The 13,539-nt window shown below is 53.5% G+C and carries 8 protein-coding genes; 4 read left to right on the forward strand and 4 right to left on the reverse strand.

Annotation, left to right across the window (positions count from 1 at the left end; translation table 11 throughout):
- Positions 1 to 112 precede the first annotated feature (112 nt).
- Positions 113 to 1,648, reverse strand: a complete 1,536-nt coding sequence (locus PVT68_RS16480; RefSeq protein ID WP_280319992.1) for a peptide MFS transporter — start codon at positions 1,646 to 1,648, stop codon at positions 113 to 115.
- 291 nt (positions 1,649 to 1,939) lie between these two features.
- Here PVT68_RS16480 and PVT68_RS16485 point away from each other — a divergent pair, with 291 nt between their 5' ends.
- Entirely contained in the window at positions 1,940 to 3,094 is a 1,155-nt protein-coding gene (locus PVT68_RS16485; protein ID WP_280319996.1) for a tetratricopeptide repeat protein, read from the forward strand.
- Between the two features lie 90 nt (positions 3,095 to 3,184).
- On the opposite strand, the gene PVT68_RS16490 is transcribed toward PVT68_RS16485, so the two are convergent.
- Both PVT68_RS16490 and PVT68_RS16495 read right to left on the reverse strand, forming a co-directional pair.
- Positions 3,185 to 5,890 (reverse strand): TonB-dependent receptor plug domain-containing protein, encoded by a 2,706-nt coding sequence (locus PVT68_RS16490; RefSeq protein ID WP_280319998.1) that lies wholly within the window; start codon positions 5,888 to 5,890, stop codon positions 3,185 to 3,187.
- 464 nt (positions 5,891 to 6,354) lie between these two features.
- Positions 6,355 to 6,939 carry a MarC family protein gene (locus PVT68_RS16495; protein WP_280320000.1) on the reverse strand — a complete coding sequence of 195 codons (585 nt, stop codon included), beginning with the start codon at positions 6,937 to 6,939 and terminating at the stop codon, positions 6,355 to 6,357.
- Between the two features lie 160 nt (positions 6,940 to 7,099).
- Here PVT68_RS16495 and PVT68_RS16500 point away from each other — a divergent pair, with 160 nt between their 5' ends.
- The 3 genes from PVT68_RS16500 to PVT68_RS16510 all read left to right on the forward strand — a co-directional run bounded on the left by PVT68_RS16500 (position 7,100) and on the right by PVT68_RS16510 (position 10,282).
- Positions 7,100 to 8,065 carry a class I SAM-dependent methyltransferase gene (locus PVT68_RS16500; RefSeq protein WP_280320003.1) on the forward strand — a complete coding sequence of 322 codons (966 nt, stop codon included), beginning with the start codon at positions 7,100 to 7,102 and terminating at the stop codon, positions 8,063 to 8,065.
- 123 nt (positions 8,066 to 8,188) lie between these two features.
- Complete coding sequence (locus PVT68_RS16505; protein WP_280320005.1) at positions 8,189 to 8,506, forward strand: hypothetical protein; 318 nt, start codon at positions 8,189 to 8,191, stop codon at positions 8,504 to 8,506.
- Positions 8,507 to 8,647: 141 nt separating this feature from the next.
- Positions 8,648 to 10,282: a tetratricopeptide repeat-containing sulfotransferase family protein gene (locus PVT68_RS16510; RefSeq protein ID WP_280320008.1), complete on the forward strand. Its 1,635-nt coding sequence runs from the start codon at positions 8,648 to 8,650 to the stop codon at positions 10,280 to 10,282.
- Positions 10,283 to 10,412: 130 nt separating this feature from the next.
- Here the strand turns inward: PVT68_RS16510 and PVT68_RS16515 are convergent, their stop codons facing one another.
- Complete coding sequence (locus PVT68_RS16515; protein ID WP_280320011.1) at positions 10,413 to 13,367, reverse strand: TonB-dependent receptor domain-containing protein; 2,955 nt, start codon at positions 13,365 to 13,367, stop codon at positions 10,413 to 10,415.
- Positions 13,368 to 13,539 lie beyond the last annotated feature (172 nt).

Consider the following 13,539-nt stretch of genomic DNA (forward strand, 5'->3'; position numbering starts at 1 on the left):
TAGGTTGGGCAAAGGCGCGTAGCGAGGTGCCCAACAAACCGGCCACCTCGCCAACAAAAAAGGCCGCTGCGGTTCCCCGCAGCGGCCTTTTCACACCGGAAATGTTTTCCGATTATGCAGTCTTGGCAGAAGCCTCAGCCGGCTCAACCGGTTCGATATGGCCTTGTCCAAGACCTTCCCAGGACTTGGATTTCAGACTGATCAGCGCGATTACGGCACCGATACCAATACTGAAGATCGCAATCTGCAGGTACAGGTTTGGCAGTTCGGAAACGTTGTTTGGATCGAAGTTGCCTGCCAGTAGTCCGGCAATGATGTTGCCGATAGAGTAAGTCAGTACAAACACACCCATCATCTGACCGGCGAAGCGGCGTGGGGAGAGCTTGCTTACCGCACTCAGGGCCACCGGACTCAGGCACAGTTCACCCACCGTATGCAGGAAGTAAGTAGCCACCAGCCAGAACGGGGCCACTTTCAGACCCGCTGCGGCCTGCTGGGCAGCGAAAAACATCACGATAAAGCCGGAAGCCATGATGATCAGGCCAATGGCACACTTCAGGGAGTAAGAAGGTGTGATCATGCGCTTGCCGAGGTTGATCCACAATGCGGCAAAGAACGGCGAAAGGATAATGATCGTGAGTGGGTTAATGTTCTGGAACCAGCTTACCGGTATTTCAAAAGAGCCAACCATACGGTTGGTGAAATCCTGAGTGAACAGCGTCAGGGAGGAGCCTGCCTGCTCGAAGCCGGACCAGAAACACGCGGATGCCAAACACACCAGGAACAGTGCCCACATGCGACGCTTTTCGATCTGGCTCAGATTGCCACCGAAATAGATGTAGGCGTAGTAGGCGAAGAAGATCAGGGTAAAGATGACCGCTGTATTTTGAGCGACCGCGACCGGGTTGATGGTAATCACACCACTAATGGACAGTGCAGCGACAACCGCAACGGTAGCGACGATTGCCCAGATCACACCCCACGCCTTCTTGGCGCCTTGTGGGGACATCGGATGCTCAGGCTGGAGGCTGGCGTCACCCAGGTTGCCGATGGTCTTGCGGTACTGGATCAGGCCGATGGCCATACCCACAGCAGCAGCGCCGAAGCCCCAGTGCCAGCCCACTTTCTCGCCCAGAGTGCCAACGACCATGTAGCCAATGAATGAGCCGAGGTTGATACCCATGTAATAGAGTGCATAGCCGCTGTCGCGACGTACGTCATCGGGCTGGTACAGGTGGCCGACCAGCGCACTGATATTGGGTTTCAGCAGGCCGGTACCGGTGGCGACCAGAATCAACCCGACAAAGAAGGTGCCCTGACTGGGAATCGCCAACACGATGTGCCCGCACATGATGATGATGCCGCCGTACCAGACGGTACGCTGGCCGCCTAAAAGCCGGTCGGCGATCCAGCCACCGGGAAGCCCCAGAAAATACACCGCACCGGTGTAGAGGCCGTAAATGGCGGCAGCAGCCGCTGCGGTAAAGGCAAGACCTTCTTTTTGCAGGCTAGCGGTCATAAACATGACCAACAGGGCCCGCATTCCGTAGTAACTCATCCGCTCCCACATTTCCGTAAAGAAGAGCGTAGAGAGTCCCTTGGGATGGCCGAAGAAGCCGGCGCTATTCTGATGCGTATTTGACGACATATCAGGGTATCCAGTTGTTATAGCTTTGGTTAACTGTCCGAGTTTAACAGCGGAATTTTCTTCAGGCGAATGGTTACAAATGAAACAGGGAATGCAACTGCAAAAAGGATTTCATTACGACAGGAATAGTGGAAAACTAGTGTTTCAGGAAATCATATGGGGAAAATAACGATGAAAACCCCGCAAAATTCTGCATATTGCTGGCCGAACCGGTCACAAACCAGTGGCAGACCTCTGTGTGGGGTTCTACTCGGCCTCGCATTGTTGACCGGGTGCACGAGTTCTGCGCCTGTGCCCACGACCCACATCGAGACGTCGTGGTTATTATCTGGGGCGGTATTACTCGGTGAGCCACTGGAGCGCGCCAGCCTCCCGGATGATCCCATTCTTGCGCTGCCAGAGGACATGCAGGCTTATCTCTCGCAATTGGCGCCGGGCGCAAGCCCGGACAATCGACTGCAGGCGCTCTTGAAAGCCTTTCAGCGCCGCGAATTTACTGTTGAGTACGATGCACAGGCTACGTTGACTGCCGAGGAGACGTATCGGCAACAGAAAGGCAACTGCATGGCCTTTACCGTGATGATGGTGGCGATGGCAAGGGAGTTGGGGGCAAACGCGTATTTCAATCAGGTAGAGGTACCCCCGGTTTGGGAGCATGAAGAACCCCAGACTTTTGTCGTTTATCGCCATATCAATATGGTGTCCGAGAGCGCACGCGGCCGTCGGGTAGTGGATTTCAATCTCGCGGCCTACGATCCGATATACGATCAGCGGGAGTTGTCGGATGCTGAAGCGTTTGCCCAGTATTACAGCAATCGGGGAATTGAATGGATGCGCCAGGGGAGTCAGGCCGAAGCATTCCGGTATATGCGCAAGGCGCTAATGTTGCACCCGGGGAGTGCGGACTTGTGGGCGAACCTGGGGGCGCTGTACAGCCGGAATCAGAAATTTGATGCTGCAGAGCAGAGTTATCTGCAGGCATTGCAGCTGGATACTCAGCACGCGATATCAATGAGTAATCTGGAAAGGCTTTACCGCAAAGGAGAGCGTATTGCGCTGGCCGACTATTATGCCGAAAGAGCCCGCTATCATCGCGAGCACAATCCGTATTACCTCTACTATCAGGCGCGAAACGCCTATGAACACGGGGATTACCTGAGTGCCAAAAAACAGCTGAAGAGAGCAATCTGGCAATATAAGGGCGACCATCGATTCCACTTTCTGATGGGGTTGGCCAGTTTTCGCCTGGGGGATTATCAGGATTCCCGTGATCATTTTTTTGAAGCGTTTCACCACGCAAACAATTCCCCGGCCAGAGGCGTGTATCTAAGGAAGTTGGAACTGATGGATCAACAGGGTTTAGGTGGGCAGCAGGATAAGCGCTCGCGTGTGCAGTGGCGAACCTCAAGGCCGGTAAACCCGTCGAATCTGCTTGATAGATGGTGATTGCTCACTGACGACTTTGTTGAGAGTGTTTCAAAAAAAAAGGGGGATGCCGATTGGCGTCCCCCTTTTTAGTTTGACCGAAGTCAGCTCTTAGAACTGGTAAGAAGCACCAGCCCAGAAGTAACGACCCTGGAAGTCGTAGAAGCTGTTCCAGTCGCCATAGCCGGAAGTATCTTCTGGAGCCTTGTCGGCAACATTGTCGATACCTGCGGACAGACGAGTACCTTCGTTGATATCCCAACCTGCGCGCAGGTTCAGGTAAGTCATGGAGTTAACCGGCTTGTACGCACTGTAGCCGTCATCGAAGTACTGCATCTCAGCGCCCAGGTCCCAGTCGTTTCCGTACCAGGTAGCGCTGGCCAGGCCGCGCCATTTCACGTACAGACCACCAGTGGTGCCAACGTATTCCAGGTAGTCAGACTCGGTGCCGGACTGTTCATTGAACTCGTTGTACTCGAGCAGGCGGGAAGCCTGAGCACGCAGACCCAGACGGCCAGCATCGAAGTGCAGGTTGTGGACGATGTCTACGTCGACACCGCGGGTATCAACCTTGCCGATGTTCATCTTCGCACCTTCGAGTGCAACGATCTGGTCGCCGGCACCACGGGTTACGAAAGTACAGGCGCTTGCGATACCTTCGCGGAAGCAGTCATCCAGAATGCGCTGCAGGTCCGGAGAAGTGATCGCGTCGTCGATGCTGATGTCGTAGTAGTCCAGGGTGATGGACAGGTCGTCCACGAAGCTCGGAGTCCACACGATACCGGCGGTGAAGGTTTTCGCTTCTTCCGGTGTCAGCTCTTCATTACCACCGATGTTGGTCGGAACCTGGTTGCCTGCCTGGGTAAAGCCGGCGCCAACTTCGCTACCACAGTAATCGCCCTGGCCTTCCTTGTTGGACGCGCTGGTGTCACACGGGTCGATCAGGTACTCATAGCTCTGAGCGGAACCGCTGAACAGCTCGTAGATACCGGGCGCACGGAAAGATGTGGAGTAGCTGGTACGGAAACGCACGTCTTCAACCGGTGCGTAAACCAGGCCCACTTTACCGGTGCTTTGACCACCGAAAGTGCTGAAGTCAGAGTAACGCACAGCGATGTCTGCGGTCAGCTCTTCTGCGAAGCGCGCACCCTGCAGGATCGGCAGATTGAATTCTGCAAATACCTCGGTTACGTCGTACTCACCGCCGGTCGCGTCTTGCTGGTTACCGAAGGTTTCGCCACTCTGGGTTTCCGGAGACGGGTTGAACTCACCGGACTCTTCACGGTATTCAACACCAGCCGCAAAGCCGAGTGCACCGCCCTGGAAGGCAATCGCTTCGATATCACCAGACAGCGACGCGCCCAGGTTCAGCAGCTCGTAAGAATTGTTCTCACGGTCGTCGTAGCGGAAGTAATCCATGATTTCCGGGCTCATGCCGCCGGCGAAATCGTAGGCCAGGCCCGCTTCACCACTGAAGATCTCTTCCAGTTTGGTTTTGTTGTAGGAGTTGCGGGTTACGTTATCGCCTTCGTTCTTACCGTAGCTGGCGAACGTGTCCCAGCTCCAACCATTGGAGAAATCACCGCGGAAGCCACCGGCAATACGGAAGGTATCGGTGGTCTGTTCGTATGCGCGGGTACCGCCGGAGACTGGACGGATGCGGAAGTCGGAGAACCCGTCGACCCAATCGGTACCGTGAGATGCAACCGGTGCTTCAGGCTCCAGATCTTCCGGGCTGCCCTGCGCTTCCCACTCGGCTTTGGCCGCGTTGTAGGCAGCCAGCTCAATCTGGTAAGCGTCGTCGGCTTTCTGCCAGGCTTCCTGCAGCTGGGTCTTGATGGCTTCCGGCAGGTGCTCTTCCGGATTCAGGACAAAACCGTTACCAGCGTACATCGGCTGTGCTGCCAGCTGCTGATTGGTGGTTTTGGTGGTGTAGCTTGTTTCACCCCACAGTTCTACCGCGTCGGTGATGGAAACCTTACCGGAAGCGGTAGCAGAAGTACGCTCCATGGCGCCAGACAGCCACATGTGCTGGCCAATGTCGTAACCAGAGTAAGCGCCCAGGGTTTCACCATCTTCGGCGATACTGAAGCTGCCGTAATTGGTGAAGATGTTACCGTTCGGACCCATGGAGCTGGTCAGGCCTGCCCAACCGCGATCGTTGTAGGTGATTTCATCGCGCTGGCTGTGGCTCAGGTTGACGACAAAGCTGCCGCGCTCTGCTTCGTTACCGAAGGTGATGGACAGGTCGCCATTCTCGCCGCCGCCTGCAGAGGTGGCACCCGCACGTGCGTTGATGCGAACGCCGTCGAAGGAATCTTTCATGACCACGTTGATAACGCCAGCGACGGCGTCGGAACCGTAAACTGCAGAAGCGCCATCGGTGAGTACTTCGATGCGGTCGATCATCTCAACCGGGATGTTGTTCATATCCACCGCGGAGCTCACACCGGAAGCGGAGGATACGAAGCGACGGCCATTTACCAGCACCAGAGTACGGGCAGAACCGAGGTTGCGCAGGTCAACGAAAGCCAGGCCCTGGCCACCGTTGTTGTCATTGGCATTGATACCGGTGGTACCCATGGACGGCAGCTGGTTCAGCAGCTCATCAATGGTGCCGACGCCGGAGCGGCTGATCGCTTCGGAATCTACGATGGTAATCGGGCCGGTCGTCGACAGTGGATCACGCGCGATACGAGAACCGGTGACGATAACCTCTTCAACAACCGGGCCTGCAGCGGTTTCCTGGGCGGAAACTGCAGCTGCAGCCAAAGTGCTGAATGCCGCAATAGCAATGCTCAACTTGGTCTTGATCATAGTTGCATCCTTTATGTACTTAGAGGCACTTTTTGTTGGATTGATAGTTTTTAGTGCGACGTGACTTTAAGGGATGATTTTTATTTGTGGAACTTTCGTGTCACTAGTGACACTTATGTTTTTTATAAATTTGATCTTTTTCTGTACTTTGTGGTTATTTTTCGTACGTTACAAAGTGTTAAGATTCACAAATATTTTTATTTTTTATTACAGATTTGCGTTTTAGGATAAAAAATAGGATAGATGTAGCTATGTAGGGGGTGCGGGTAGGACGCTCGAAAACCGATCAATCACAGTGACTGGCTGCAAATTGATCGGAAGTGACGTGAGTGTCTATTTTTCGAAGCTTTATCTTGGTTGTTGATTGTTTGGTGATTGAATGTTCTGGTAGCTTTGCTTTGTGCGGGAGCAAATAAACGGATTTGGCTGCTGACTTACTGGCAGATGTAAGTTGCCAGAGTCCCTCAACTCAGGCTCTGCTTGATGCCATCCAGGAACAACTGCACGGCCAGCATTACCAGTACCATCCCCATCAAGCGTTCAACGGCGATCAGACCGCGGTTCCCCAGCAGTCGAGCCAGTGGTGAAGAGGCCAGTAAGATAACCGCTGACACTGCCCAGGCGCCTAGCAATGCCAGGGTCCAGTTCCACAGCTGCTCGCCCTCACTATTGGTCATCAGCATCAGGATAGCCATAGTCGACGGGCCGGCTACCAGTGGCACTGCCAGCGGCACGAAGAAGGGCTCACCTTCCAATCGCTCCCCCATAATCCCGCCTTCCATGGGAAACACCATACGGATCGCAATCAGAAACAGAATGATCGCGCCGGCAATACGAATGGCTTCCTGCGACAAACCCAACCAGGCCAACACAAATCGCCCGCCATACAGGAATACCAGCAGCACAATCAGCGCAAAAATCAGCTCACGCATGATGACGAAGAGCTGGCGCCTTTGCGGTACGTTCTTCAGTGCCGCCAGAAATACAGGGATGTTGCCCAGCGGGTCCATGACGAAAAGCAGGGTGAGGAATGCGGTCAAAGTATCCATCAGAAGTGGGTTGTCCGGTGATTGTGGGATGAGGGGTGTTGTTCGTCTTTATTAAAGTACGGCGTTTCAAAAATTAATAGCTGGTCGACCTGTAAAGTCTGTAGCTGGAGTAGGTCAAAAGGGTTTAAGTCCAATTCCTAAAATCGATATTGAAGAAACTATGCGCTCAAAATCTGCTGAAAACTGGCAAAACTATTGGCGAGGCGCTTATGCAGCAGGGAATAAGGTGGCCAACGGGACAGATTTGTCCGCCGTTTCGCAATTTTGGCATAATTTTTTCGTGCTGGCAGGTAAGAAACTGGTCGATCCAGCCAGCCCGCTCAGGGTTCTCGATGTGGCAAGTGGTGGGGGAGCCATCCTCAAATATGCAGTGGATGGGCTGACGCCCGAATACGTTTCCCCCTTTTGTATGGATATCTCGGCCAGTGCTGTGAAGGGTGTTTGTGAGCGGGCAATCGGTACTCAGGGTATTGTTGCCGATGCAGCAACTTGGCCATTGATACCAGAGTGCATGGATGTAATTGTCAGTCAGTTTGGGGTTGAGTACGCTGGACTGGCGGCGGTTTCGGATATGGGGTTGTCGGTTCGCCCGGGAGGGCATCTAGCAATGCTCCTTCATTATCACGATGGCGCCATACACCGCGAATGTACTGCAAATTTGCAGGGTATCGTCGGCCTTGAACGGTGCAGGTTTATCGAATTATCGCTGGCTATGTTCAGGGACGCCTTTGAGGTTTTGCGCGGCGGGCCTCGGGAGCCGTATGAAGCAAGTTCAAAGGCGCTCATCCCTGCTTTTCGAAAGCTCGAAGATCTAATGGCGAATCTAGGGATGAGCGTTGCCAATGGCCTATTGCTCCAGGTTTATAAAGACGTCGATCACATCCATACGAACCTCCCAAAGTTTGATCGTGATGAAGTTCTGGCATGGCTGCAAAGCCTTCATCGGGAGTTAGCAGAGTTTGCTGGACGGATGGGGTCTATGTGTGATGCGGCAGCAGACCGGGGAGCGTTCGAGCAGCTTTTGAAGCAGATCAGGGAGAATGGTTTTGAGATTCTTGAAGCGGGGGCGTTGGTCTCAGATCAGCACGACTGGCCGCTGGCATGGAAGCTGGTAGCGGGTAGATGATCGTTTGAACCACAATGTAAACAGTGTGAGTTTGGTTAGTTACTCCACTCGGGGTACTATCAGGTTGGATTACGGAAGGATTTGAACTTTTGATATAGGTAATAAACAGGAGATACTGTTGCTATGAGCTTTAATAAACTTTTAATGACGATTTTTATTTCATGCCTGCTGGCTGCGTGTGCTTCGACTTCTGGCTCAGGGAGTGATCAAGCCGAGGCAGTAGTCGCATCTGATAGTGTGGCTGAAAGCGAAGATGCAGAAATTACGAGCCTCGCAGCAAAAGATGAAAAAATTTGTAAAACAGAAGCGATCACGGGATCTCGATTTAAAAGAAAGCTTTGTGCAACGGCCGAAGAGTGGGCGCGGATGTCAGAAGAGTCCTCCAGAATGATCAACGACTCCAATATACGTGGAATGCAGGGTAACCCGGATGGGGGTTAATCACTAACCGCCAAAGGTTTCTCTGAACGGTGGCCTTCAATGCATACAGAGTTGCATTGAAGGCGTTCTTTCCCGCTGCACGTCCTGTCCATTCAATTTCCCATTGCACCCATTTTCATTTGTATACCCTCAGAGCCTCCCATGAACCTTTCCGATGATTTTTTGCGCCAGGTAGCGGAAGCAAGGAGTCAGATTGTACGTGGTGATTACACTTCTGCAGAAATGTCATATCGCAAGCTGTTGGCAACAGGGCTTGCAGATGAGGCTATTCACCAGGAATTGTTGCATCTATTCATGACCAGTGGCGATATAAGTAACGCTTTAGCCACATTGAATATTTTGTGTGTGATCGGCCCTGCAGTTCCTGATTATCATCTGGAATTGATCCGATTGGCCAAGCAAGCTGGTGAGCCTGATATTTGTATCGCTGCTTATGAACGATATCTGGAACTATGGCCGGACAAGGCGGAAAGTCATTTCAACCTGGCTTGGTTGCTCAGGCAAAAGGGGTTTCTGGACGCCGCATTGACCCGTTATCAGTTAGCTCTGGATACTGGGGTAACTACCCCTGAAGAGGTGTATACCAATATGGCTGCTATCTGTTCCGACCTCCGACGGGAAGAGCAGGCCGAATACTTGCTTGAAGAGGCGCTGGCGATCAATTCCGGGTACCTTCCTGCGCTGTTCAATCTTGGTGGATTGATGGAAGAGCGGCGGGAAAAAGACGAGGCGCGTAAATTGTATGAGCGGATTCTGGATCTCGACCCAGAATACAGCGCCGCACTTTGTCGAATTGCCCACATTGAGCGCGCTCACAGTGGCAGTGATCTCCCTGGGCGCTTGCGTACTTTGATTGAAAGTGGTCGAAGTTCAGCATTGGAAAAAGAAGAGCTGTGCTTTGCGTTGGGCAAGGTGTTGGATGACTGCGCCTGTTATGACGAGGCATTCGTCGCTTTCACTGAAGCTAACCGCTTAGGGGAGAAGCGGCTTGGCGTCTATTGTCCCGACAAACATTCATCGGATATTCAACAGATCATCGACGTGTACCGCGAGACTTATCCAATCAGAAGTGCGGCGGACTCGTATAGCCCTATATTTATTTGTGGCATGTTTCGATCTGGATCAACATTACTTGAACAGATCTTGAGTGGCCACAGCCAATTGATTGCGGGTGGTGAAATTGACACCATCCCGAAGATCATCGGCGAGCGGGGTGAAGAGTATCCCCTGTCGTCATCAGACCTGGAGCAGGATCAGCTAGAAAGACTTGCGGAAAGGTACCGCCAGCAAAACATCGATCGATTTGGTGTTTCCGAGGGGGTACTGGATAAGCGCCCCGATAATTTCCTTTATGTGGGGTTTATCAAGCAGCTGTTTCCCCGGGCGAAATTTCTGTGGACAAGGAGATCACTGCTGGATAACTGTCTGTCGGTTTATTTTCAGCAGCTGGGTGGCGATATGAAATATTCGACTGAATTGGAGTCTATCGCTCACTACTATCATCAGCAGGAAAAATTGATGACCTTCTGGGAGTCAATCTTCCCAGGTAGTATCTGTCGTGTACAGTACGAAAGCCTGGTCTCGGCTTCAGAGCTGGAGCTGCGCAAGGTGCTGGATTTTCTCTCGCTACCTTTCGAATCCGAGTGCCTGAATTTTTCCGAGCGCAGTAACTACGTCAAAACCGCCAGTATTTGGCAGGTCAGGGAGGGGCTGCACACACGCTCTTGCGAGCGCTCCAGACATTACCAGAAATTTATTCAGACGCTGGGTGCTTAACACTTAGTTTTCTGCCGTTTTCTCGAGGGAGGGCAAACAACGGGAAAAGGACGGAAGCAATTAAAAAAGGCGCGGTGGTTGCCACCGCGCCTTTTCTTTTTCCTGATTACCAGGGTTCTAATTCGAAGAATTAGAAGTCCGCGGTAATCCCCAGGAAGGCGTATCGACCCAGGGCGTCGTAGATACCTGGGAAGGTGTTGCCGTTACCGTAGATGCTGGGGCCAGCGTCTGCAGTCAGCGGTGGTTCTTTGTCGAAGACATTGTTGATACCACTGCGGATGGTGATGCTGTTACTTGCAGCCCAGGAACCGGACAGATCGAAGTAGTTGTATGCATCGAAATCTGCGCCATTCGCACCCAGATCGTCAACACCGCCGATGTGACGCCATGCACCGGTCACATTTACGCTCCAAGGAGTCGACCAAGTTGCGCGCAGGGTGCTTACGAATTCCGGAGTCGGAGTACCGCAAGAGCCATTCCAAACGCCTACACAGTCTTCAACTGGCTGACCAACAAACTCCTGCTGATCCCACTTGGTGAGGTAGGTAGCAATGAAGTTCATATCAACGCCACCGTACTGACCAACTTCGAAACCGTAGTTGGCATTGATGTCAACACCTTCGGTTTCAAAGAAGCCGATGTTGACGTCGGTTGCGGAAATAGCGGCGGTGCCGATCCACAGGTTACCGTTGCCACCACGGCTAATGGAATCACAGAACAGGGCATCACCGGTTTCGAGACACTTGTCCAGAATGGTTTCCGGGTTAATACCGGCGATCGCTTCGGTCACCTGGATGTTGAAGTAGTCAACACTCAGGCTCAGGCCGGCGATCATTTCCGGGGTGTAAACGAAACCGAAAGACAGGGTTTCGGATTCTTCCGGAGCAAGTTCCGGGTTACCGCCACCGATGTAGTTGTACTGACCAGCCGGGGAGTCAATGGCGCCACCGTACGTAGCGGCAGTGATACCGGAGTTCATGCACTCTTCCAGAGTGGCGGTCGGGCCTACAACGTTGCCGTCGGCATCGGTGCGGGAACCGCAGGGATCGTAGGTCATATCGAACAGGCCGATAGACTGGGCGCGGTACAGTTCACGGATGTTGGCGTGACGAGTTGCGGACTGGAAGCTCGCACGAACGCGCAGGTCGTTCATGGGGGCCCAGTCAGCAGCAAGCTTGTAGGTATTGGTCTGCTCGTCGGTGGAGTAGTCGGAGTAGCGGTAAGCCACCTCCAGTCCCAGGTACTCCATACCGGGCTTGCCGCTAACCAGCGGAATGCTCGCTTCGGAGAAGATTTCTTTTACGGACAGCTTGCCATCTACTGGCAGAGTCGGGCCACCCTGACCAGCACCTTCGCCATTCTGGAAGCCGGAGTCCGGGGAGTAAGTCAGTGACTCACGACGGCTTTCCAGACCCATAACCACGGCAACACCGCTGTCAGCACTGGGCAGTTTCACGCCGTAGTCGGTCAGGTCGCCAGTTACGTAACCGGAAACTATTTCCTGATCGGTAGTACCGCGGGCAAACAGCGGCAGTACCAGGTAATCGATGGCTTCCTGAGTTACGCCACCTTCCTGGAATATGTTCCAGGGCACACAGTTAGGATCAGAACCGTCGAGGACAGACTGACACACTGCGTTGCCATCAGCATCGACACGCACGTCGAGTGCGCGACCAATACGGCTGGAAGACATATCGTTCAGGTAGGTTTGCTCGAGGCTAACTTCAGAGTACTGACCGTATACGTCGTAAGACCAGTTGTCATTGATGTCACCGCGAACACCGAAGACACCGCGGAAAGTGGTGTGGCGCATGTCGTCTTGGCGAGGACCGCCTTCAACGTTACGGCGACCAATATAGATGGCACCGGGGGTGCGAGTAATCTCACCGGTTTCTGCGTCGGTGTTTTCCACAACCAGATCGCTGACGAACTGGTCTTTGCTCAGACCATAAACACCACAGATGGCATCGTACTGCTCTTCGGACAGGAAGGGGTTGCCACAGAACAGGTCATTGGTCACGAAGAAAGCACCGGACGGCGCGATCTGGGCAACGGTGCGGTCGTCCGCGTACATCAGCTGAGCGTAGGCAGTGGCATTGTCGTTGATGTCGTAGTGACCGAAGGCGCCCATAGTCCAGCGCTCGTCAGGACGCTGGAAGTAGTTCAGCGGGCCGTAGTTGTACAGGCGGCCGAATTCGGTGAAGCCTGTACCGTCGACGCTGTAGTCAAAGCTTTCAGTCGTATCGCCAGAGTTTGCGCCAAAGTCGGTGAATCGACCCCAGGGCACAGTGGAGGAACCGCCGCATGAGAAGTTGTCTGGGCTGCCGCCCAGGGAGCAACCGGAGTAGTCGCGGTCAGACTGCAGAACTGCATCAATTTTACGATAGTTGGCGTAAGCGGTAACGTTACCGCGGCCGCCGTCCAGGTTGGCACCCATGATCATGGAGAAATCGTTGGTCTCGCCGTCGCTTACGCTGCCGTCAGCGACGTCGAAGCCATAAGAGGACACCAGGTCCTGCATTTTGCCGTTATCGTTGTTGTGCTGATAAACGCTGGTCTGGCTGTCGAAGCGAACACCTTCGAAGTCGTCCATCATGATGAAGTTCACAACGCCGGCAATGGCATCAGAGCCGTAAGTAGCGGAAGAGCCACCGGTCAGTACTTCAACGCGCTCTACCAGTGCGCCAGGAATCTGGTTGAGGTCAGCGCCGGAGCCACCAGCCAAAGGAGAGCCGGCAGGCATACGACGACCATCGATCAGCACCAGGGTACGCTGTGAGCCGAGGCCGCGCAGGGAAACGGTCGCTGTACCGGTGGAGCCGTTCGCCTGACCAGCGGTTTGAGTTGCTGCTACTTGCGGCAGGTCGTTGATCAGGTCTTCAACACGGATCATACCAGTGGCTTTCAGGTCCTCTGCATTAACAGAGGTAACCGGGCTGACACTGGTCTCGTTTGCGTCGCGCTGAATACGCGAACCGGTAACTACAACCTCTTCAACCGTGCTCGCATCTTCCTGCGCAAACGCAGGCAGCGCGGGAACCAGAATCGTAGCGGCTACGGCTACAGACAGGAGGTTCTTTTTCATCGTAAATCCTCTCTTGATCGTTGGATTTATAGTGTGTTGCCAGATTTTGGCGATTGACGGAAATGACTACCCCCAAGTGGTCATTTCCTTCCCAACACTTATGTAACGGTTTGTAAGAGAACCCCCTCAAAAAAAATCACAAATTTTTCAAATCTCGTAATGGCACGTCAGG

Origin of the sequence: Microbulbifer bruguierae (assembly GCF_029869925.1) — a bacterium.
Taxonomy (GTDB): domain Bacteria; phylum Pseudomonadota; class Gammaproteobacteria; order Pseudomonadales; family Cellvibrionaceae; genus Microbulbifer; species Microbulbifer bruguierae.

Excerpts from the sequence above, each read along its gene's own strand:
- PVT68_RS16480 (WP_280319992.1), bottom strand. The coding sequence starts at position 1,648 with ATGTCGTCAAATACGCATCAGAATAGCGCCGGCTTCTTCGGCCATCCC.
- PVT68_RS16490 (WP_280319998.1), bottom strand. The coding sequence starts at position 5,890 with ATGATCAAGACCAAGTTGAGCATTGCTATTGCGGCATTCAGCACTTTG.
- PVT68_RS16495 (WP_280320000.1), bottom strand. The coding sequence starts at position 6,939 with ATGGATACTTTGACCGCATTCCTCACCCTGCTTTTCGTCATGGACCCG.
- PVT68_RS16500 (WP_280320003.1), top strand. The coding sequence starts at position 7,100 with ATGCGCTCAAAATCTGCTGAAAACTGGCAAAACTATTGGCGAGGCGCT.
- PVT68_RS16505 (WP_280320005.1), top strand. The coding sequence starts at position 8,189 with ATGAGCTTTAATAAACTTTTAATGACGATTTTTATTTCATGCCTGCTG.
- PVT68_RS16510 (WP_280320008.1), top strand. The coding sequence starts at position 8,648 with ATGAACCTTTCCGATGATTTTTTGCGCCAGGTAGCGGAAGCAAGGAGT.
- PVT68_RS16515 (WP_280320011.1), bottom strand. The coding sequence starts at position 13,367 with ATGAAAAAGAACCTCCTGTCTGTAGCCGTAGCCGCTACGATTCTGGTT.